17 protein-coding genes and 1 riboswitch are annotated in these 23178 nt (G+C 50.6%); of the genes, 9 read left to right on the top strand and 8 right to left on the bottom strand.

The window, feature by feature from the left end:
• Nucleotides 1–455: 455 nt before the first annotated feature.
• Both purH and purD read left to right on the top strand, forming a co-directional pair.
• A complete protein-coding gene (purH, locus tag CPY98_RS01470) occupies nt 456–2075 on the top strand; it encodes a bifunctional phosphoribosylaminoimidazolecarboxamide formyltransferase/IMP cyclohydrolase (RefSeq protein WP_096386085.1) in 1620 nt (539 codons plus the stop codon).
• A gap of 68 nt (nt 2076–2143) precedes the next feature.
• Nucleotides 2144–3427 carry a phosphoribosylamine--glycine ligase gene (gene purD / locus CPY98_RS01465; RefSeq protein ID WP_046450427.1) on the top strand — a complete coding sequence of 428 codons (1284 nt, stop codon included), beginning with the start codon at nt 2144–2146 and terminating at the stop codon, nt 3425–3427.
• Nucleotides 3428–3470: 43 nt separating this feature from the next.
• On the opposite strand, the gene CPY98_RS01460 is transcribed toward purD, so the two are convergent.
• From CPY98_RS01460 to nudC, 6 genes are all read right to left on the bottom strand, one after another.
• Nucleotides 3471–4154: a DUF1481 domain-containing protein gene (locus CPY98_RS01460; RefSeq protein WP_046360927.1), complete on the bottom strand. Its 684-nt coding sequence runs from the start codon at nt 4152–4154 to the stop codon at nt 3471–3473.
• Between the two features lie 48 nt (nt 4155–4202).
• On the bottom strand, nt 4203–4475 hold the full coding sequence (gene hupA, locus CPY98_RS01455) for a nucleoid-associated protein HU-alpha (protein ID WP_025802812.1): 273 nt from the start codon (nt 4473–4475) through the stop codon (nt 4203–4205).
• Nucleotides 4476–4664: 189 nt separating this feature from the next.
• Complete coding sequence (locus tag CPY98_RS01450) at nt 4665–5255, bottom strand: YjaG family protein (protein WP_004089424.1); 591 nt, start codon at nt 5253–5255, stop codon at nt 4665–4667.
• Between the two features lie 80 nt (nt 5256–5335).
• Complete coding sequence (gene nfi / locus CPY98_RS01445) at nt 5336–6019, bottom strand: deoxyribonuclease V (protein ID WP_096386083.1); 684 nt, start codon at nt 6017–6019, stop codon at nt 5336–5338.
• A gap of 10 nt (nt 6020–6029) precedes the next feature.
• Nucleotides 6030–7094, bottom strand: a complete 1065-nt coding sequence (hemE, locus tag CPY98_RS01440) for a uroporphyrinogen decarboxylase (protein WP_096386080.1) — start codon at nt 7092–7094, stop codon at nt 6030–6032.
• A gap of 41 nt (nt 7095–7135) precedes the next feature.
• Nucleotides 7136–7915 (bottom strand): NAD(+) diphosphatase, encoded by a 780-nt coding sequence (gene nudC, locus CPY98_RS01435; RefSeq protein ID WP_025802805.1) that lies wholly within the window; start codon nt 7913–7915, stop codon nt 7136–7138.
• A gap of 78 nt (nt 7916–7993) precedes the next feature.
• Here nudC and CPY98_RS01430 point away from each other — a divergent pair, with 78 nt between their 5' ends.
• The 7 genes from CPY98_RS01430 to thiH all read left to right on the top strand — a co-directional run bounded on the left by CPY98_RS01430 (nt 7994) and on the right by thiH (nt 14278).
• A complete protein-coding gene (locus CPY98_RS01430; RefSeq protein WP_025802803.1) occupies nt 7994–8509 on the top strand; it encodes an Rsd/AlgQ family anti-sigma factor in 516 nt (171 codons plus the stop codon).
• A gap of 71 nt (nt 8510–8580) precedes the next feature.
• Nucleotides 8581–8702, top strand: a riboswitch (TPP riboswitch).
• 128 nt (nt 8703–8830) lie between these two features.
• On the top strand, nt 8831–10777 hold the full coding sequence (gene thiC / locus CPY98_RS01425) for a phosphomethylpyrimidine synthase ThiC (RefSeq protein WP_046450429.1): 1947 nt from the start codon (nt 8831–8833) through the stop codon (nt 10775–10777).
• Entirely contained in the window at nt 10777–11421 is a 645-nt protein-coding gene (thiE, locus tag CPY98_RS01420; protein ID WP_096386078.1) for a thiamine phosphate synthase, read from the top strand. Before thiC ends, thiE begins: the two co-directional genes overlap by 1 nt.
• Nucleotides 11414–12166, top strand: a complete 753-nt coding sequence (locus tag CPY98_RS01415) for a HesA/MoeB/ThiF family protein (protein ID WP_043490372.1) — start codon at nt 11414–11416, stop codon at nt 12164–12166. Before thiE ends, CPY98_RS01415 begins: the two co-directional genes overlap by 8 nt.
• Complete coding sequence (thiS, locus tag CPY98_RS01410; RefSeq protein ID WP_025802795.1) at nt 12163–12363, top strand: sulfur carrier protein ThiS; 201 nt, start codon at nt 12163–12165, stop codon at nt 12361–12363. Before CPY98_RS01415 ends, thiS begins: the two co-directional genes overlap by 4 nt.
• A gap of 1 nt (nt 12364) precedes the next feature.
• Nucleotides 12365–13144, top strand: a complete 780-nt coding sequence (locus CPY98_RS01405) for a thiazole synthase (RefSeq protein WP_096386075.1) — start codon at nt 12365–12367, stop codon at nt 13142–13144.
• Nucleotides 13145–13147: 3 nt separating this feature from the next.
• The gene (gene thiH / locus CPY98_RS01400) at nt 13148–14278 is read left to right on the top strand and encodes a 2-iminoacetate synthase ThiH (RefSeq protein WP_096386073.1); all 1131 of its coding nucleotides are present in this window, start codon (nt 13148–13150) and stop codon (nt 14276–14278) included.
• A gap of 274 nt (nt 14279–14552) precedes the next feature.
• On the opposite strand, the gene rpoC is transcribed toward thiH, so the two are convergent.
• Together rpoC and rpoB are read right to left on the bottom strand one after the other, a co-directional pair.
• Nucleotides 14553–18773 (bottom strand): DNA-directed RNA polymerase subunit beta', encoded by a 4221-nt coding sequence (rpoC, locus tag CPY98_RS01395; RefSeq protein ID WP_025802789.1) that lies wholly within the window; start codon nt 18771–18773, stop codon nt 14553–14555.
• Between the two features lie 142 nt (nt 18774–18915).
• On the bottom strand, nt 18916–22944 hold the full coding sequence (gene rpoB / locus CPY98_RS01390) for a DNA-directed RNA polymerase subunit beta (RefSeq protein WP_025802787.1): 4029 nt from the start codon (nt 22942–22944) through the stop codon (nt 18916–18918).
• Nucleotides 22945–23178: the final 234 nt, after the last annotated feature.

Genomic DNA, 23178 nt, shown 5'->3' with positions numbered 1-23178 from the left:
AGAGCAGTGAGTTAGGAGGCTAAGCTTGCTAACTCGAGGTGGCGTATAATACGCTTTCCTCTTTCAGAGTCAACCCTAAATTTCAGGATTTTTTCTCTTGCGATTTCTTATCGAAACCGCCGATACGGTGTGAAGTGATTCACATGTTCCGTGTCGATGGAGGCGCATTATAGGGAGTTCTCGCGGGCTGACAACCCTTAATTTTCATTAAATTGATCGTTTGCTGCATTCCACAGCAAAACCCCGCTTTATACCCATTTGTGCACAAACTTATCCACAGAACGATATTGGTGACAAATTTGACGAGCATCACGCAAACGTTTTCGTTACAATCTGGATGCGCTAAAATCTTTCGACCTCTTCCAACGAAGGGGCGTTATTTGAATAAAACGGGCATACCGTATTCACATAACGCTCTTTATATTGCGATTCCATAGCCGAGGGATATAACTACCATGCATTCCAGTTCACAAAACACGAGCTCAGCTTCCGTTTACCGTCCGATTCGCCGTGCGCTGCTCAGCGTATCTGATAAAGCCGGTATTGTTGAGTTTGCTCAGGCGCTCAGTTCGCGTGGCGTTGAGCTGCTTTCAACCGGCGGCACTGCTCGCCTGTTAGCGGAAGCAGGTTTACCCGTGACCGAGGTTTCTGATTACACCGGATTCCCCGAAATGATGGATGGCCGAGTGAAGACTTTGCATCCTAAAGTGCATGGCGGAATTCTTGGTCGTCGCGGCCAAGACGATGACATTATGTCTCACCACGATATTAAGCCTATCGATATGGTTGTTGTGAATCTTTATCCCTTCGCTCAAACCGTAGCTCGCCCAGATTGCTCTTTAGCCGACGCCGTTGAGAATATCGATATCGGTGGACCCACCATGGTGCGCTCGGCAGCCAAGAATCATAAAGACGTTGCGATTGTGGTTAACAATAGTGACTTCGATGCCATCATTAATGAGATGGATAGCAATGAGGGTTCTTTAACCCACGCGACGCGTTTCGATTTGGCCATTAAGGCTTTCGAGCACACCGCTGCATACGATGGCATGATCGCAAATTACTTTGGAACGATGGTTCCTCCTTATTATGGCAATACCGAAGAACCTTCTGGCCGCTTCCCTCGCACGCTGAATCTTAGCTATATAAAGAAACAAGATATGCGCTACGGAGAAAACAGCCATCAGGATGCTGCCTTCTATATAGAAGAGAATGTGACTGAAGCATCTGTTGCAACCGCCAATCAGCTTCAGGGCAAAGCGCTTTCTTACAACAACATTGCTGATACCGATGCAGCGTTGGAGTGTGTGAAAGAGTTTAGTGAGCCAGCTTGTGTGATCGTGAAGCATGCTAACCCATGTGGCGTTGCCATTGGTGGTTCTATTTTAGATGCCTACGAGCGCGCTTATAAAACTGACCCAACCTCTGCCTTTGGCGGCATCATTGCCTTTAACCGTGAGCTCGATGCCGAAACCGCTCAGGCGATTATTAGCCGTCAGTTTGTCGAAGTCATTATTGCCCCACACATCAGCGAACCTGCGCTTGAGCTGCTGGCAGCCAAACAAAACGTGCGTGTCTTAGCCTGTGGTGAATGGGATGCTCGCCAAAATGGATTAGATTTCAAACGCGTTAACGGCGGCTTACTGGTTCAGGACCGCGATTTAGGCATGGTCAAAGAATCCGACCTGCGCGTCGTCACCACTCGCCAACCAACCGAACAGGAAATGCGTGATGCGCTGTTTTGCTGGAAAGTAGCCAAATTTGTGAAATCCAACGCTATCGTTTATGCCCGAGACAAAATGACCATCGGCATTGGTGCTGGCCAGATGAGCCGCGTGTACTCTGCCAAAATCGCCGGCATCAAAGCCGCCGATGAAGGATTAGAAGTCGCGGGTTCCGTGATGGCATCAGATGCGTTCTTCCCATTCCGCGACGGTATTGATGCTGCTGCATCCGTCGGCATCACCTGCGTTATTCAGCCAGGGGGCTCCATTCGTGATGATGAAGTCATCGCCGCTGCGAATGAGCACGGGATCGCCATGATCTTCACGGATATGCGTCATTTCCGTCATTAATCATTTTTATCTTTATTAATCTCTTCTGTTTTTCGTGCGCCTGCGGGCGCACCTTTTGAGGTGAGCGCATGAATATCCTGATTATCGGTAACGGCGGCCGTGAGCACGCACTAGCATGGAAAGCGGCTCAATCGCCGTTAGCAGATAAAGTCTACGTAGCCCCAGGTAATGCGGGGACTGCGCTGGAGCCAGCCCTAGAAAACGTCGATATCTCAGCAACCGATATCAACGCGCTTTTGGCATTTGCCCAAAGCCATGATATTGGCCTGACAATTGTTGGCCCTGAAGCGCCGCTGGTGATTGGCGTCGTGGATGCGTTCCAAGCGGCGGGGCTGAAAATTTTCGGCCCATCACAGGCAGCCGCTCAGTTAGAAGGCTCAAAAGCCTTCACCAAAGATTTCTTGGCTCGTCATCGTATTCCCACAGCCCAGTATCGTAACTTTACCGATGTCGAACCCGCCATTAGCTATATCCGTAGCCAAGGCGCACCTATCGTTATCAAGGCCGACGGTCTGGCCGCAGGCAAAGGCGTAATTGTTGCGATGACGCTCGAAGAAGCCGAGGCCGCGGTTCACGATATGTTGGCAGGCAACGCATTTGGTGACGCAGGCCATCGCATCGTCGTTGAAGAGTTCCTCGACGGCGAAGAAGCGAGCTTTATCGTCATGGTTGACGGAAAGAACGTGCTACCAATGGCCACCAGCCAAGATCATAAACGGGTCGGCGATGGCGACACTGGGCCAAATACCGGCGGCATGGGTGCATATTCACCGGCACCGGTGGTCACCGATGAAATTCACCAGCGCGTTATGGATGAGGTGATCTGGCCAACGGTGCACGGCATGGCGAAAGAGGGTAACCCGTACTCTGGTTTTCTTTACGCAGGCCTGATGATTTCAGCCCAAGGCGAGCCAAAAGTTATCGAGTTTAACTGTCGATTTGGCGACCCTGAAACTCAGCCTATCATGCTACGCATGAAATCAGACTTGGTAGAGCTTTGCCTAGCCGGTGCTGAGGGTAAATTAAACGAGAAAGAGTCACTGTGGGATGAACGTGACGCGCTAGGCGTCGTGATCGCTGCAGGAGGATATCCTGGAAATTATAGAACCGGTGATGTCATTCATGGCCTGCCGTCGGTTTCAGCAGAGGACGAGAAAGTTTTCCATGCTGGCACCCAAATGCAGGGCAACGATGTGGTGACTCATGGCGGGCGCGTATTGTGCGTCACTGCCCTAGGACATGGAATCGAGCAAGCACAGAAAAATGCGTATCAGCTCGCAAAACAGGTCGGCTGGAAAGAGAGTTTCTATCGTCAGGATATTGGCTATCGGGCTATCGGGCGCGGTCGTTAATAATCCCCAGACCGAGGATCATCACGGTGGTTCTCGGTTTTCTTTACAGCGTATCTACCGTCGGTTCCCAACTGCAAAAATCTTCATTGGCTGCCAGTAATAGCTGGCGGCCTTCTGGCGCATCAAGCCATGCGATCCCGAGAGGCTGAGACGAACGTGCGGCTCGGCTTTCGATCCAATTCAACTGCCACGCTTCTAGCTTCAGAGATTGAGTTTCCCCCGCGCAGCTCGTGAACTGACCATTCTGCCAACGGCCTTGGATGAGGTGAACTTTACCGACTCGCAGTGCTTCTGAGACTTCAACCATATGGCGGGACTGGTATTGGCTGCGGGCGATATCGTCAGACGTGAGTAGCTGTCGCTGATTGCCAATTTGGCGCTGCATAAAGCTGATTTCGCCCTTCTCATCTAACCGAAGCTCAAGAACGTTTTGCTCATTGCCCTGCACAGTTTGCCGTACTAGGTTCAATTTGCCATCTTGATAGGCGTAGTAGCTGATTACCGTGCCTTTCCCTTCTAAGGGGCTATAGACACTCATAATTGCCTGCGGCTGATGCTGAGGATCGTCTTTACGCCAAATGCGCATCATGCCTTGATCGGCGATATAGCCAGTTGCCGTAAAACGAGGGGAGGGGTTTTGCGAACTGCAACCAGAGAGCGTCACAGCAAGCCCTGCCGCGATCAGTAATGCCGCTACAGGTTTACAGATGAACAAAAGGGGCGTCAACGCCCCCCTGTTTACTTCTTTCACAAACAGGCTGTGAATCACGCGGTCTTATTTAACTGCGTCTTTCAGAGCTTTACCAGAAACGAACGCTGGTACGTTTGCTGCTGCAATTTTGATTTCCATACCAGTCTGCGGGTTGCGGCCAGTGCGCTCGTTACGATGATTCACTTTAAAAGTACCGAAACCAACCAATTGTACTGCATCACCGTCTTTCAGAGACTCGGTAATCGCTGCCAGAGTAGATTCCAGAGCTGCCTTAGCCTGAGTTTTAGACAGGTCAGCTTTTTCTGCGATTACATCAATCAGTTGAGTCTTGTTCATAAGTTATCCTTACAGTGTGTTTATCGTTTGCAAAGCATCGAGTGCGACGGATATGCCGATTGACAGCACTCTCCTGCATACACGCACCGATAGCCACTTTTTTTACGCCCCCCAAATGTAGAACAACCGGGGTACGAATGTGAAGCCTTAAGGGACGACAAATCAGGTGTTAAATCACGTTTTGCCGTCTTATTGCGCTAAATTTACACCGATATTACTGACACCTGCTTCACGCAGGTCAGATCTTAATCCTTTGATGAGCTCTAAATCGCGCTCCTCGCATTCAACGAGCAGGCGGAAAATCTCCCATTGGATGTCTAACTCATCTTGCATTGCCGGTAATTCTTTCAACTCTTCATCGGTCATTTCACGACCGGCCTGAGTCATTTCCAGCATGCCGACGGTACGCAGTGATGTTTCACTGACTGTAATCGCATGTTCTAGCATCTCACCGCTTAAACGGGAGTGCACAGCTTCACCCAACGCAATACAAGCGTCAATCGCAGGGTAAACGCCGTAAATATCATAGTCGTCAGCTGACGGAATTGCCTCTTCCAGTTTCTCTAACTGGTTGTCGAAATTCACTTTAGCGTCTTTTACCGTCAATGTTTCCCAAATTAGATCCAGAATTCGGCGGTAAACCATAGGATCGCCAAATCCGGTTTGCAGGCAAAATGCCTGATAATTTGGGTACATACGTTCACACAAACTGGCGATGAACGTAAGATGTTGCCAGCTTTCCAGCTTTTCTAGCCGTTTGTGAATCGGGTTACGCAGCATGCTAAGTCTCTTAGAGAAAAGTAAGTCTCTGAAAAATAATTCCGGCGCAGTGTAACTGAAAAATCAAGAGATCCCTATATCTACACGCGATTATCAGAATCTTGGAGTAACCAGCGTTGAAAAGCTGGTCGATTAGAGGCGATGGCATCTGCCCAACGCGTGGGTTCAGGTAAGCGATAGCCTCGCATACAGCTTTGAATAAAAGATAAAGCCGTAGGCAAACTGATACGATGCCCCGTTGATATAAACAACGGGTTACAGCGTGCTTTACTGCGCCAAACCCAACCAATTTGCTCTTGTTTGTCATTCAGCGGCTGCAAGGCACCCACGGCATTATCTAAAGGGGCAAACTGGCCGCACAGGCGGCTTTTAGCAACGCCGATAGTGGGAACATCCGCAAGCAAGCCAAAATGGCTAGCAACGCCTAAGCGACGCGGATGTGCAATTCCCTGTCCATCGACCACCACCAACTGTGGCCGGTGTTGTAGCATACCCCACGCCTTGAGCAGCGCAGGATATTCACGAAACGAAAGAAAACCAGGGATATACGGCATTTGAGTTTCGATACGTGCTATCTGGTATTCCACCAGCTCAAGGGAGGGATAACGTAACACTGCGATAGCCGCTCGCGTAACTTCGCCCCCTTGCTCAAAACCCACATCAGCACCGGCGATAAGCGTCGGTTGTTCAAACCCTAGATCGTCGATACGAACAATCTGGCTCGCTTTTTCCACCTGCTCTTCGCGCAGTGCTTGCATATCCATGCTTTAAGTCCTATCGATGATACTTAGCTGAAAGCCGATGGACAGCCTCAACAAAGGTTCCTGCATTTTCTGGCGGCACATCCTGATGGATACCGTGACCAAGATTGAATACGTGCCCAGTGCCCTCTCCGAAACCGTCTAGGATAGTCGAGACTTCCTGCTCAATTCGAGCCGCAGGCGCATACAGAATGGAAGGATCCATATTGCCTTGCAGCGCGACTTTGTCACCGACACGGCGACGAGCATCGGCGATATCCGTGCTCCAGTCTAAACCTAACGCGTCACAGCCGGTTTCAGCCATAGCTTCCAGCCACTGACCACCACCTTTGGTGAATAACGTCACGGGAACACGACGACCGTCATGTTCACGGATCAGCCCATCAACGATTTTATGCATGTAGTGTAGCGAGAACAGGCGATAGTCACGGCCTGTCAGCACGCCGCCCCATGTATCAAAAATCATGACTGACTGAGCGCCAGCGCGGATCTGCGCATTGAGGTACAAAATCACGCTATCGGCCAGTTTATCCAGCAGCAGATGCAGCGTTGCTGGTTCGGCATACATCATCTTTTTAATTTTGGTGAAAGCTTTGCTGCTGCCGCCTTCCACCATATAGGTCGCGAGCGTCCACGGGCTTCCAGAGAAACCAATCAGTGGAACCTGTCCATCCAGATTTTTACGGATGGTGCGTACCGCATTCATCACATACCCCAATTCATCTTCAGGATCGGGAATGGGCAGTTTTTCTACATCGGCTTTACAGGTAATCGGTGATGAGAAACGAGGGCCTTCACCCGTTTCAAAATAGAGTCCAAGCCCCATCGCATCAGGAATAGTCAAAATGTCTGAAAACAGAATTGCCGCATCTAGCGCATAACGGCGCAGCGGTTGAAGTGTGACTTCACAGGCTAACTCAGCATTTTTGCACAAAGACATAAAATCACCGGCCTGAGCACGGGTGGCTTTATATTCTGGCAAATAACGTCCGGCCTGACGCATCATCCATACCGGTGTTATGTCTACAGGCTGGCGCAATAGTGCGCGCAGGTAGCGGTCGTTCTTCAGTTCAGTCATCCTTTGGCTCCCTAAATAATCTCATCGCATTGTAGCATGCGTTATTCGCCTTCTGTGTCTTCTCGACAAAGTGCTACGGTATCTTCAATTAAACGCCGCGCTACCGTGCCTGCTGGCGGCAGCTGAGGTAGATTGTCATAGCGATACCAACCCGCATTCAATAACTCTTTTGGATCGTGCTGAAGTTCTCCGCCTGCATAATCCGCCATAAAGGCCACCATCAATGAGTGCGGGAACGGCCACGGCTGAGAAGCAACGTAGCGCAGGTTTTTAATTTGAACGCGACTCTCTTCCATAATTTCACGTGCGGCAGCTTGCTCAAGCGTTTCGCCCACCTCAACAAAACCCGCCAATACGGTGTGTATACCGTTCCGGTGACGCTTATGTTGCGCCAACAGGATCTCATCGCCGCGACGAATAGCCACGATAATGCACGGCGCAATTTGCGGATAATAACGCTGGCGGCAGTTAGGGCACATACTTGCCCACTCTGAGCGACTGGAGTACATCTCATGTCCACAATAACCACAAAACGTATGCGAACGGAAAAACTCGGCCAGTTGAACACCACGGCCAACGAGCTGGAAAAGGCCGCGATCAACGTCAATCAGTTGGCGAACTGACACCATATCTTGCCGACGCGCCTCTTCTATCAACCACATGGGATGTCCTTCCCACTCGCCAATTTGGTGCGCCGATTTGGTGCTGAGTTGCCATTGCAGGGCAGAACCAAAAGGCAGATCGCCACGGGGTAGCCAGACCTTACCTTCATGACTAATTACCCACCAGCCGGTGTCATCATCTTTTAACTGTTGTTCCATATCTTTGACATTAAACCTCTGCTAATCTGGCATTCGATTGTTGCTAATTTGTAACATTTACCTCATGGAGTTGAATATATGCTCAACCGTCTCGAACATCTGACTCAACGCGTAGGTGGTAGTAATGAATTAATCGACCAATGGTTGCAAGCCCGCAAGCAACTGCTCGTGGCCTATTGTGCACTGGTTGGTATTAAACCAAATAAAGAAAAGCATACCCCGCTCAATGAAAAAGCGCTGGAGAACTTCTGCCACAATCTGGTTGATTACCTCTCAGCCGGCCATTTCCATGTTTACGATCGTATCGTAGAACTGGTTGGCGGCGATGACAGCCCACACATGGCGGTAACAAAAAAAATCTATCCTGCGCTACACGATAATACCAAGCTGATTATGGCGTTCCACGATCGCTTTACCGATGATGAACTGAGCGAAGAAGAGTGCTTAGCTCTTCATGACGCCCTTTCACACATTGGGGAAACGCTAGCCGCCCGTTTTGCCTTAGAAGACAACCTGATCCAAATTGCCTATGACATCTGGCAAGCCAATACGCCTGCTGCGGATAATGATGATTCATTGGCGCGCCCAGCATAACGCCTGAAAGTAGCATAGACATTACAGCTTAGTTAACAGCTTGCAGTTTTGTGCTCCCGCTCCTACACTGGGCACTCTTGTCGGAGTGCCTAGTGAGCGGGATCCTTTCCCACTTCAGGCTGAGACCGTTAATTCGGGATCCGCGGAACCTGATCGGGCTAATACCCGCGAAGGGAACAAGAGTAATCCTTTGCACCCACCAGCATTTATCTATCGCTGATGGGGTGCCTGCTATCTATTACTCCCTCCGAGCTCCAGACAAGCAATTCTCCAACTTGATTTTTAATCATTGTTAAACCAGAACACTGGTAGGAATTTGCTATGTCTATGAATAAAAAAGAAACTATCCAAGCTCCACTTTCTCGCCGTGAACAACGCGCGCAGGCTCAGGCCTTTATCGATCATCTACGCGGTGAAGCCTACCCTAACTCCCAACGCATCTACCTAACCGGCTCGCGTGAGGATATTCGCGTGCCGATGCGCGAGATCCAGCTTAGTCCAACGCTGCTTGGCGGCAGCAAAGATAACCCACAGTATGAGCCCAACGAGCCGATCCCGGTTTACGATACTGCAGGCCCCTATGGCGATCCCAATGCCGATTTAGACGTGCGTAATGGCCTAAAGCCGCTGCGCCATCCATGGATTGCCGAACGAGGTGATACCGAGTCGTTGGATCAGCTGAGCTCAGCCTATACCCAACAGCGCTTAGCCGATGACGGGCTCGATCATTTACGCTTCGACAATCTGCCACAGCCACGTCGCGCTAAAACTGGCAAATGTGTAACACAGCTTCATTACGCACGTCAGGGGATCATCACGCCAGAAATGGAATTCATCGCTATCCGTGAAAACATGGGCCGCGAACGTATCCGTGGCGATGTACTGCGTCAGCAACATCCTGGGCAAAATTTTGGCGCACTGCTGCCAAAAGATATCACGGCCGAATTTGTCCGCAGTGAAGTGGCCGCCGGACGCGCCATTATCCCTTCGAATATCAATCACCCTGAATCAGAGCCGATGATTATTGGGCGTAATTTCTTGGTGAAGGTGAATGCGAATATCGGTAACTCCGCCGTTACCTCTTCGATTGAAGAAGAAGTGGAAAAACTGGTGTGGTCTACCCGTTGGGGAGCGGATACCGTGATGGATTTGTCCACCGGCCGCTATATTCATGAAACGCGAGAGTGGATTTTACGCAACAGCCCAGTGCCCATCGGCACCGTTCCAATCTATCAAGCATTGGAAAAAGTGAACGGTATTGCCGAAAACCTCAACTGGGAAATCTTCCGCGATACGCTACTAGAACAGGCAGAACAAGGCGTTGACTATTTTACTATTCACGCCGGTGTACTGTTACGCTACGTTCCAATGACGGCTAAGCGCCTAACCGGGATCGTCTCCCGTGGCGGTTCGATTATGGCCAAATGGTGCCTTTCACATCATAAAGAAAACTTCCTCTTCGAGCGCTTCCGTGAAATTTGCCAAATCTGTGCAGCCTATGATGTGTCGCTCTCATTGGGCGATGGATTGCGTCCGGGCTCGATTCAAGATGCTAACGATGAAGCTCAGTTTGCAGAACTCCATACGCTCGGCGAGCTCACCAAGATTGCATGGGAATATGATGTTCAGGTCATGATCGAAGGCCCTGGGCATGTGCCAATGCAGATGATCCGCCGCAACATGACCGAAGAGCTAGAGCACTGCCACGAAGCACCGTTTTATACGCTGGGGCCACTGACAACGGATATTGCTCCAGGTTATGACCATTTCACCTCAGGCATCGGCGCCGCCATGATTGGCTGGTTCGGTTGTGCCATGCTCTGCTACGTCACCCCGAAAGAGCACTTAGGATTACCCAACAAAGAAGACGTCAAACAAGGCCTCATCACTTACAAGATCGCAGCGCATGCCGCCGATCTTGCCAAAGGGCATCCGGGCGCTCAGATCCGCGATAACGCCATGTCAAAAGCCCGCTTTGAATTCCGTTGGGAAGATCAGTTCAATCTGGCACTCGATCCGCATACGGCAAGAGCCTATCACGACGAAACGCTGCCGCAAGAATCAGGCAAAGTGGCACATTTTTGCTCCATGTGTGGGCCAAAATTCTGCTCAATGAAGATCTCTCAGGAAGTGCGTGACTATGCCGCAAAACAGGAAGAGTTAGCCCAACCGGTTGAAGTGGGTATGGCACAGATGTCTGAAGCCTTTCGTGCGAAAGGTAGCGAGATCTATCACACCGCCAGCAACCTACAAACGGAGAAAAGCTAATGGCTTTACTAACCTTCCCAGCAACCGAACAACGCCTTGGTCTTTATCCCGTTGTCGATAGCGTTGAATGGATTGAGCACCTGCTTAAGGCAGGCGTGCGCACGATCCAGTTGCGAATCAAAGATCTACCAGAACAGGCGGTAGAGTCTGATATTGCTCACGCCATTGCCTTAGGCCGACACTACCAGGCACGTTTATTTATTAATGATTATTGGCAGCTCGCCATTAAACATCGTGCTTACGGCGTCCACCTAGGCCAAGAAGATCTGGATATCGCCGATCTTCAAGCGATCAGCAACGCGCAGCTTCGTCTAGGACTTTCCACACATGACGATGCCGAAATGGATCGTGCTCTGTCTTATCGCCCCTCATATATCGCATTAGGCCATATATTCCCCACCCAAACCAAAGTGATGCCGTCTGCGCCACAGGGACTTATCGATCTCAAACGGCAGGTTGCTCGTATTCCTGATTACTCCACCGTCGCCATCGGCGGGATCAGTATCGATCGCGTTCCCGCTGTGCTGGAATGTGGTGTCGGCAGCATTGCCGTAGTCAGCGCCATTACGCAGGCGCCGGACTGGCTGGCCGCTACCGATACTTTGCTACAGCTCATAGAGAATCGGAGAGCCAACGATGCTTAGCGATCACGATTTTATGCGCTATAGCCGCCAACTGTTGCTCGAAGAAATTGGCTCTCAGGGGCAGGAAAATCTCAGCGCTGCTAGCGTCTTAATTGTTGGATTGGGTGGATTAGGCGCTCCGGCAGCCTTGTATTTGGCGGCTGCGGGCGTTGGTAAGATCCTGCTCGCCGACGACGATCGTCTGCATATCAGCAATCTCCAGCGCCAGATCCTATATACCACCCGCGATCTGGAGCAATACAAAGCAGAGACGGCGAAGCAACGCCTACAGGCGCTAAATCCTCAGGTGGAGTTCATCACCCTATCTGAACGCTTAGCCGGTGACGCTCTTCGGGAAGCTGTGGCACAGGTCGATTTAATCCTCGACTGTAGCGACAACATGCCTACGCGTCAGGCGGTAAATTCTGCCTGCGTTTCCCAAAATAAACCGTTGATCAGCGGCAGTGCCGTGGGGTTTGGCGGGCAACTGATGGTCATTGAACCACCGTTTGCACAGGGCTGTTATCGATGCCTATGGCCAGATGACGTGGAGCCTCAGCGCAATTGCCGTAATGCTGGCGTACTTGGCCCAGTTGTTGGCGTGATCGGAACGTTACAAGCCCTAGAAGCCATCAAGATGCTCGCCGGTATGCCTTCTGCTTTAGCTGGAAAACTGCGGCTATTCGATGGGCGTCAGCAAAGCTGGCGTACGTTTGGCCTGAAACGCGCTCCTGCCTGCCCAGTATGCGGAGCACATAGCGTATGAAGATCACCGTCAACGATGAAAAAATAACGCTCGATACTCCCACCAGCGTCGAGAACTTACTGACACAACTAGGCCGACACCAGCAAGGCACTGCGCTTGCGCTTAATCAAACAATTCTCCCCCGCGAGCACTGGGCAACACAGCAGCTTGCCGAAGGAGATGACGTTGTGGTGTTCCAAGCTATTGCTGGAGGTTGAGATGTTACAGATTGCAGATAAAACGTTTTCTTCACGCCTTTTCACCGGAACTGGAAAGTTTTCTTCGGCGGAGAAAATGCTCGCAGCGCTGAATGAGTCTGGCTCTCAGCTCATTACGATGGCAATGAAACGCGTTGATCTTAAAAGTGGCAACGACGCCATTCTTGCTCCACTGCGTCAGCTTAATGCCAGCCTGCTGCCCAATACTTCAGGGGCAAAAACTGCCGAAGAGGCCGTATTTGCGGCCAAACTGGCTCGCGAGGCACTAGGAACTCACTGGGTGAAACTTGAAATTCATCCCGACGTTCGCTACCTGCTGCCAGATCCGATAGAAACCCTCAAAGCGGCAGAAATATTAGTGAAAGCGGGTTTTGTTGTTCTACCGTATTGCGGTGCCGATCCTGTGCTGTGTAAACGTTTAGAAGAAGTAGGCTGTGCCGCCGTCATGCCGCTTGGCGCACCGATTGGCTCTAATCAGGGAATTATTACCCGAGAGTTTCTACAAATCATTATTGAGCAAGCGAAGGTCCCAGTGGTTGTCGATGCTGGGATCGGTGCCCCTAGCCATGCCAGTGCAGCGATGGAACTGGGCGCAGACGCCGTTTTGGTTAACACCGCTATCGCTGTTGCTCGTGATCCCGTGGCGATGGCAAAAGCTTTTAGACTCGCCGTTGAGGCTGGACGGATTGCCTACCAAAGCGGTTTGGGGTCTCCAAGCCATCATGCCAGCGCCACCAGCCCACTGACCGGGTTTTTGCGTTCATCGAAACAGGAGGTTTAGATTGTGGAAACCTTCACACAACGCTGGCAACAGCTGAACTGGGATGATATCGGGCTAAGAATCAATGCAAAAACTAATGCCGATGTTGAACGTGCATTAATGGCCGCGCGGCCCAATCGCGAAGATATGTTGGCTCTGCTATCACCGGCTGCGGCTGGCTATCTCGAGCCTATGGCATACAAAGCACAGCAGCTTACACGCCAACGCTTCGGCAACACGGTAGGGTTTTACGTTCCCCTTTATCTCTCAAATCTGTGCGCTAACGATTGTACCTATTGCGGCTTCTCCATGAGTAACCGCCTTAAGCGCAAAACGCTGGATGGGGCTGAGATAGAACGTGAATGTGAAGCTATTCGCGCTATGGGGTTTGACAGTCTTTTGTTAGTCACCGGCGAGCATCAGGCAAAAGTCGGGATGGATTATTTTCGCCAACATTTACCTAAAATCCGGCGTCATTTCAGTTCGCTAATGATGGAAGTTCAGCCATTAGCACAGGAAGAATACGCAGAGCTCAAAACGCTAGGGTTAGATGGCGTGATGGTCTATCAAGAAACCTATCATCCCTCGGTCTATGCTCAACATCACTTAAAAGGAAATAAGCAGGATTTCTTTTGGCGACTTGAAACTCCCGATCGTTTAGGCAAAGCAGGGATCGACAAGATCGGGATAGGTGCACTGATTGGGTTATCGGATAATTGGCGAACCGACTGTTTTATGGTTGCAGAGCATTTAACGTGGCTTCAGCAAACTTATTGGCAGAGCCGATACTCCATTTCGTTCCCGCGCTTACGCCCTTGTACCGGTGGTATCGAACCGGCATCAATTATGGATGAAGCACAGCTGGTGCAAACCATCTGTGCATTTCGTATTTTTGCCCCCGAGATCGAGCTCTCCCTCTCCACGCGCGAATCTCCTGAATTCAGAGATAACGTCGTACCATTGGCTATCAACAACGTCAGCGCATTTTCAAAAACTCAGCCCGGAGGCTATGCCGATAATCATCCAGAGCTCGAACAGTTCACGCCTCACGACGGACGAACTCCCGCTCAGGTGGCAACATCGCTAGTTTCATCAGGGCTACAGCCGGTATGGAAAGACTGGGATGGATATTTGGGAAGAACGCCGCAGTTTTAAAGGCAACACTGCAACTAAAGACGTTTCTGAATAGCGTATATTCCAGTTTAAAAAACATCGGGTAGCAATAGAAATTAGGCAACATAAAGTACATCCGCTGATGCAGTCTAAGGCATTAGTCAGAGCTCATTCATCCCTCTAAGCTCTGCTGACCAAAACAGGCTAACCGAGTCTCCGAAGCTCGGTTAGCCTGCCTCGTTTAAAGATATTTTCTAAATTTCAGACATAAAAAAACCGCTCCGAAGAGCGGTTTTTATTAGGCACGAATCAACGATTACTCGTCGTCGCCACGCATGCTTGCGTTCAGCAGCTCTGCCAAGTTAGCAGTAGCTTCTTCCGCACTCACCTGTGGAGCAACAGGAGCTTCGCCCTGAGCTTTACGGCGAGCACGATCCTGATGATAAGCGTAACCTGTACCGGCTGGGATCAGACGACCCACGATTACGTTTTCTTTCAGACCGCGCAGTTCATCACGCTTACCAGCAACGGCAGCTTCGGTCAGAACGCGAGTTGTTTCCTGGAACGAAGCCGCAGAGATGAAGGACTCAGTCGCCAGAGAAGCTTTGGTGATACCCAGCAGGTCACGGCTGTATGTTGCCGCAATCTTGCCGTTCGCTTCCAACTCACGGTTCGCGATTTTAACGCGAGAGAACTCAACCTGTTCGCCTTCCAGGAACTCAGAGCTACCAGCGCTATCGATGGTTGCTTTACGCAGCATCTGACGCACGATGACTTCGATGTGTTTATCGTTAATCTTAACGCCTTGCAGACGGTAAACGTCCTGCACTTCGTTGGTGATGTAACGAGTCACAGCATGAACGCCACGCAGACGCAGGATGTCATGCGGAGATTCTGGACCATCGGAAACCACGTCACCACGTTCTACACGTTCGCCTTCGAACACGTTCAGCTGACGCCATTTCGGAATCATCTCTTCGTACGGTTCGCTACCATCCAGCGGAGTAATTACCAGACGACGTTTACCTTTGGTTTCTTTACCGAAGGAAATGACACCCGTAATTTCTGCCAAGATCGCAGGTTCTTTCGGACGACGTGCTTCGAACAGGTCAGCAACGCGTGGCAGACCACCGGTAATATCCTTGGTACCGCCGGATTCCTGAGGAATACGCGCCAAGGTGTCACCCGCATGGATCTGAGTACCATCTTCCAACTGAACGATCGCTTTACCTGGCAGGAAGTATTGAGCAGCCATATCGGTGCCTGGGATCAATACATCGTCGCCTTTAGCGTCAACGATTTTCAGTGCTGGACGCAGATCTTTACCGCTACCGGTACGCTCTGCAGAATCCAGAACAACCAGAGAAGACAAACCGGTCAGTTCGTCGGTCTGGCGGGTAATGGTCTGAGTATCGATGATGTCAGTGAAACGGATGAAACCGCTAACTTCTGAAACAACCGGCATGGTATGCGGGTCCCAGTTAGCTACAGTTTCGCCGCCGTTGACTTCAGCGCCATCGCCTTTAGCCATAACAGAGCCGTAAGGCACTTTATAGCTTTCTTTAGTACGGCCGAATTCGTCGATCAGTTTCAGCTCGGTATTACGCGAGGTAATAACCAGCTTCTTATCGCTATTCAGAACGAACTTAGCGTTGTTCAGTTTCAGATGACCTTTGTTTTTCACCTGAATGCTGGACTCTGCCGCCGCACGAGATGCCGCACCACCGATGTGGAACGTACGCATCGTCAGCTGTGTACCCGGTTCACCGATGGACTGTGCCGCGATAACCCCGATTGCCTCACCCTTGTTGATGATGTGGCCACGAGCCAAGTCACGACCGTAGCAGTGTGCACACACACCGAAGTCGGTTTCACAGCTAACAACGGAACGAACCTTGATGATGTCAACGGAGTGTTCTTCTAACAGATCACACCATTTTTCATTCAGCAGGGTGTTACGTGGAACCAGAATATCTGCGGTGCCTGGCTTCAGAACTTCTTCAGCCGTCACACGACCCAATACGCGATCGCGCAGTGGCTCTTTAACGTCACCACCTTCGATAACCGGAGTCATCACGATGCCGTTGTGGGTACCACAGTCATCTTCGATAACGACCAAGTCTTGCGCTACGTCTACCAGACGACGAGTCAGGTAACCGGAGTTCGCAGTTTTCAGTGCGGTATCCGCCAAGCCTTTACGAGCACCGTGAGTAGAGATGAAGTACTGGAGTACGTTCAGACCTTCACGGAAGTTCGCGGTGATTGGCGTTTCGATGATGGAGCCATCTGGCTTAGCCATCAGACCACGCATACCGGCCAGCTGACGAATCTGCGCAGCAGAACCACGAGCACCGGAGTCGGCCATCATAAAGATACTGTTGAAGGAAACCTGACGCTCTTCTTCACCCTTGCTGTTAATAACCAGTTCGGTAGACAGGTTTTCCATCATCGCTTTAGCAACACGTTCGTTGGCCGCAGCCCAAATATCGATGACTTTGTTGTAACGTTCGCCCGCTGTAACCAGACCAGACTGGAACTGTTCCTGAATCTCAGCAACTTCTGCTTCGGCTTCAGAAATGATTTCCACTTTCTTCTCTGGAATAACCATATCATCGATACCAACGGAAGCACCTGAACGCGCAGCGTAGGCAAAACCGGTGTACATGATTTGGTCAGCAAAAATAACGGTCGGTTTCAAGCCCAGGATGCGGTAACAAGTGTTCAGCATCTTGGAGATCGCTTTTTTACCCAACGGCTGGTTAACGATGCTGTATGGCAGGCCCTGAGGCACAATCATCCACAGAATCGCACGACCAACGGTGGTGTCGATCAAACCGGTACTTGTTACCCATTCGCCTTCTGCATTTTTCTCGGTTTGCGTAATACGCACTTTAACGCGAGCGTGCAGAGAAGCCAGACCAGCGCGATAAATACGCTCTGCTTCTTTAGGGCCACTCAGAACCATGCCTTCGCCTTTAGCGTTAACACAGTCACGAGTCATGTAATACAGCCCCAATACAACGTCCTGAGAAGGAACGATGATTGGCTCGCCGTTCGCAGGTGACAGGATGTTGTTGGTAGACATCATCAACGCACGCGCTTCCAGCTGGGCTTCCAGCGTCAACGGTACGTGAACAGCCATCTGGTCACCATCGAAGTCGGCGTTATATGCCGCACAAACCAGCGGGTGAAGCTGAATAGCTTTACCTTCGATCAGTAACGGTTCAAATGCCTGGATACCCAAACGGTGCAGTGTTGGTGCACGGTTCAGCATCACTGGGTGTTCGCGGATAACTTCGTCCAGGATATCCCAAACGACAGCTTCTTCGCGCTCAACCATTTTCTTCGCAGCTTTAATGGTGGTAGCAAGACCACGCAGTTCCAGCTTGCCGTAGATGAACGGCTTGAACAGCTCCAACGCCATTTTTTTAGGCAGACCGCACTGATGCAGACGCAGGTATGGACCTACGGTGATTACAGAACGACCGGAGTAGTCAACACGTTTACCCAACAGGTTCTGACGGAAACGACCCTGCTTACCTTTGATCATATCGGCCAAAGATTTCAGAGGACGTTTGTTTGAACCGGTGATCGCACGGCCGCGACGACCGTTATCCAACAGGGCGTCAACCGCTTCCTGAAGCATACGTTTTTCGTTGCGTACGATGATGTCCGGCGCAGCCAGATCCAGCAGACGTTTCAGACGGTTGTTACGGTTAATGACGCGACGATACAGATCGTTCAGGTCAGAAGTCGCAAAACGACCGCCGTCCAGCGGTACCAATGGGCGCAGATCTGGCGGCAGAACCGGCAGAACGGTCAGGATCATCCACTCTGGTTTGTTACCAGACTGAACGAACGCTTCCAGCAGCTTGATACGCTTGGTCAGCTTTTTACGTTTGGTTTCGGAGTTGGTTTCGTTCAACTCTTCGCGCAGCTGTTCGCATTCAGCTTCCAGATCCATGTTTTTCAACAGGCCTTGGATAGCTTCAGCACCCATCTTCGCATCGAATTCGTCACCGAACTCTTCCAGAGCGTCCAGATACTGCTCTTCAGTCAGGATCTGACGACGTTCCAGATTGGTCATGCCGCCTTCGACAACGACATAAGACTCAAAATACAGAACGCGTTCAATATCACGCAGCGGCATGTCTAACAGCAAGCCGATACGGGATGGCAGTGATTTCAGGAACCAGATATGTGCAGTCGGAGAAGCCAGTTCGATATGGCCCATACGCTCACGACGTACTTTAGTCTGAGTAACTTCAACACCACATTTTTCGCAGATAACACCGCGGTGTTTCAAACGCTTGTACTTACCGCACAGGCATTCGTAATCTTTTACCGGCCCAAAGATACGGGCGCAGAAAAGGCCGTCACGTTCTGGTTTGAACGTACGGTAGTTAATGGTTTCCGGCTTCTTCACTTCGCCGAAAGACCAAGAACGGATCATGTCTGGCGAGGCCAGAGCAATTTTGATCGCGTCAAACTCTTCGGTCTTAGTTTGAGCTTTCAGAAACTTCAGTAAGTCTTTCACGGATTGGCTCCTGTCGGAGTTAGACCTGTTGGGCATTCGGATACCACCCAAATGCCCCTGTGACCAGTGCAACCACTGACTAAGCGCCCCGCTTTCACAGGGCGCTTAGCGGCTGGTGTTACTTGCAATTCGAATGAACGAATTACTCGTCTTCCAGCTCAATGTTAATACCGAGCGAGCGGATTTCTTTCAACAATACGTTGAAGGATTCCGGCATGCCTGGTTCCATACGGTGGTCGCCATCCACGATGTTTTTGTACATCTTGGTACGGCCGTTTACATCGTCGGACTTGACGGTCAGCATTTCCTGCAGCGTGTAGGCAGCGCCATACGCTTCCAGTGCCCATACTTCCATCTCACCGAAGCGCTGACCACCGAACTGAGCTTTACCACCCAGCGGCTGCTGAGTAACCAAGCTGTAAGAACCGGTAGAACGCGCATGCATTTTGTCATCAACCAAGTGGTTCAGTTTCAGCATATACATGTAGCCGACAGTAACCTGACGCTCAAACTGCTCGCCGGTACGGCCATCAAACAGCGTGATCTGACCAGAGGTAGGGATGCCACCTAATGTCAGAAGCTCTTTGATTTCTTTCTCTTTCGCACCATCGAAGACTGGTGTTGCGATTGGCAGACCTTTTTTCAGGTTCTCAGCCAGACGCATAACTTCGTCATCGGTAAAGGTGTTCAGATCAACGGTCTGACGCGTGTTATCGCCCAGATCGTAGGCTTTCTGAATGAACTCACGCAGCTTGGCCACTTCCTGCTGCTGCTTCAGCATGGCGTTAATTTTCTCACCAATACCTTTTGCAGCCATACCCAAGTGGGTTTCCAGGATCTGACCGATGTTCATACGTGATGGTACGCCCAGCGGGTTCAGTACGATGTCTACCGGAGTACCGTTTTCATCGTAAGGCATATCTTCGATCGGGTTGATCTTAGAGATAACACCTTTGTTACCGTGGCGGCCTGCCATCTTGTCACCAGGCTGGATCTGACGTTTAACAGCCAGATAAACCTTAACAATTTTCAGTACACCTGGAGCCAGATCGTCGCCCTGAGTGATCTTACGACGCTTAGCATCCAGTTTCTTCTCGAAATCAGATTTCAGTTCGTCGTACTGCTCAGCCAACTGCTCGAGCTGGTTCTGTTTAGCTTCATCAGCCAGACCCAGTTCTAACCAGCGGTCGCGTGGCAGCTTAGCCAATTTCTCAGCTTCAACACCACCAGATACCAGCACGTCATGGATACGGGCAAACAAGCCAGCTTCCAAGATCTGCAGTTCTTCAGTCAGGTCTTTCTTAGCCTGCTTCAGCTGCATCTCTTCGATTTCAAGCGCACGTTTGTCTTTTTCTACGCCGTCGCGAGTAAAGACCTGTACGTCGATAACGGTACCAGAAACGCTGTTTGGAACGCGCAGAGAAGAATCTTTAACATCAGATGCTTTCTCACCGAAGATCGCGCGCAGTAGTTTCTCTTCTGGAGTCAGCTGAGTTTCGCCTTTAGGCGTTACTTTACCAACCAGAATGTCACCACCTTTCACTTCTGCACCGATATAAACGATACCGGATTCATCCAGTTTAGAGAGCGCAGCTTCACCCACGTTAGGGATGTCAGCGGTGATCTCTTCAGGCCCCAGTTTGGTGTCACGAGACACACAGGCCAGTTCCTGGATGTGGATAGACGTGAAGCGGTCTTCCTGTACAACACGCTCAGACACCAAGATGGAGTCTTCGAAGTTGTAACCGTTCCATGGCATGAATGCCACGCGCATGTTCTGACCCAGAGCCAATTCACCCAGATCGGTAGACGGGCCGTCAGCCAGCACGTCGCCACGTTCAATTGGTTCGCCCAGATTGACACACGGCATCTGGCTGATGCAGGTGTTCTGGTTAGAACGGGTGTATTTGGTCAGGTTATAAATATCAATGCCTGCTTCGCCTGGGTACATCTCATCTTCGTTAACTTTGATAACGATACGAGAAGCATCCACGTACTGGATCACACCACCACGTTTAGCAACAGCGGTAACACCGGAGTCAACGGCTACAGCACGTTCCATACCGGTACCAACCAGCGGCTTATCAGCACGCAGAGTTGGAACGGCCTGACGTTGCATGTTCGCACCCATCAATGCACGGTTGGCGTCATCGTGTTCCAAGAACGGGATCAGGGAAGCACCGACAGAAACCACCTGCTGGGTGGAAACGTCCATGTAGTCAACCTGATCGCGGCTGAACAAACTTGATTCGCCTTTGCTACGGCAAGTAACCAGATCTTCTACAAAGCGGCCTTCGTCGTCCAAGTTGGAGTTCGCCTGAGCGATGACGTAGTTGCCTTCTTCGATAGCAGACAGGTAATGAATCTCATCAGTTACAATTCCATCACGAACGCGGCGGTATGGGGTTTCCAAGAAGCCGTATTCGTTAGTCTGTGCATAAACAGACAGGGAGTTGATCAGACCGATGTTTGGACCTTCAGGCGTTTCGATTGGACATACACGACCGTAGTGAGTCGGATGAACGTCTCGAACTTCAAAGCCTGCGCGCTCACGAGTCAAACCACCTGGGCCCAACGCGGAGATACGACGCTTATGCGTAATTTCTGACAGCGGGTTGTTTTGGTCCATGAACTGAGACAGCTGGCTGGAACCAAAGAACTCTTTAACGGCTGCAGAAATTGGCTTGGCGTTGATCATGTCCTGAGGCATCAGCATATCGAGGTCGCCCAAAGACAGACGCTCTTTAACTGCACGCTCAACACGTACCAGACCTACACGGAACTGGTTCTCAGCCATTTCGCCCACGGAACGGATACGACGGTTACCCAAGTGGTCGATATCGTCCACTTCGCCTTTACCGTTACGGATATCGATGAGTTTACGCATCACTTCAATGATGTCGTCTTTGCTCAGGATACCGGAGCCTTCAATCTCTTCACGCAGCAGAGAACGGTTGAACTTCATACGACCAACCGCAGACAGATCATAGCGGTCTTCGGAGAAGAACAGGTTCTCGAACAGGTTTTCAGCTGCTTCGCGTGTTGGTGGCTCACCAGGACGCATCATGCGATAGATTTCAACCAGCGCGCTTAAGCGGTCGCTAGTTGGATCGACGCGAATGGTCTCAGAAATATAAGCACCGTGATCCAAGTCGTTGGTGAACAGCGTTTCGATACGCTTGTAACCCGCTTGGCTCAGCTTAGCCAGCAGATCCAGTGACAGCTCCATGTTGGCTGCACAGATCAGCTCACCGGTATTTTCGTCGATGAAATCTTTAGCGACGACTTTACCAGCAATGTACTCAACTGGAACTTCGATCAGCGTAATGCCGTCTTTTTCCAATTGGCGAATGTGGCGTGCGGTAATACGGCGGCCTTTTTCAACATAGACCTTGCCGTCAGCTTCGATATCGAAGGACGCAGTTTCGCCACGCAGACGTTCTGGAACCAGCTCCATCTGCAGTTTATTGTCACGAATCTCGAAGACAACTTTGTCGAAGAACAGGTCAAGGATCTGCTCTGTCGTAAAGTTCAATGCGCGCAGAATAATGGTCGCAGGTAATTTACGGCGACGGTCAATACGCACAAACAGGTTGTCTTTCGGATCGAATTCGAAATCTAACCATGAACCACGGTAAGGGATGATACGTGCGTTATACAGCACTTTACCCGATGAATGGGTTTTACCCTTATCGCTGTCAAAGAACACGCCTGGGCTACGGTGTAACTGAGATACGATTACGCGCTCAGTACCGTTGATAACGAAAGTACCGTTATCAGTCATGAGTGGAATTTCACCCATGTAGACTTCTTGTTCTTTGATGTCTTTAACGGTGCCTTCCGGCGCCTCACGCTCGTAAATTACCAGACGCAGTTTAACGCGCAGCGGAGCGGAGTAAGTTACGCCACGGATCTGGCATTCTTTAACATCGAATACCGGCTCACCGAGACGATAGCTGACATACTGCAGCTCGGAATTACCACTGTAACTCTGGATTGGGAATACGGAACGGAATGCTGCTTCCAGGCCGTGTTGCCCTTCCGGATCTTGCTCGATAAATTTCTGGAACGAGTCAAGCTGGATAGAAAGGAGATAAGGTATGTCCAAAACTTGTGGACGCTTACCAAAATCCTTACGAATACGTTTTTTCTCGGTATAGGAGTAAACCATAGGGTTCCTCAGCTCGCTGATCAGTGACCCACTCTGTCCGTCCTAGTAGGACAGTTCATGCAACACCATTTTGTGACCGAAAGGCAGAAACACCTTTCGCAATACTTGTTTCTATCACTCTTAAACCATTTCGTTACGCTTTACTCCGGAACTCCCAAAGTGGAAAGCCGCAATATATTAAGTCGAAGATAGAAACAAGTATTGAGGGAATACTAGTGGCCAAACAGTGTGAAA

It is taken from the genome of Hafnia sp. CBA7124, assembly GCF_002355555.1.
GTDB lineage: Bacteria > Pseudomonadota > Gammaproteobacteria > Enterobacterales > Enterobacteriaceae > Hafnia > Hafnia alvei.
The sequence above is the reverse complement of the archived record's forward strand: the minus strand, read 5'-3'. Positions and strand labels throughout refer to the sequence as shown.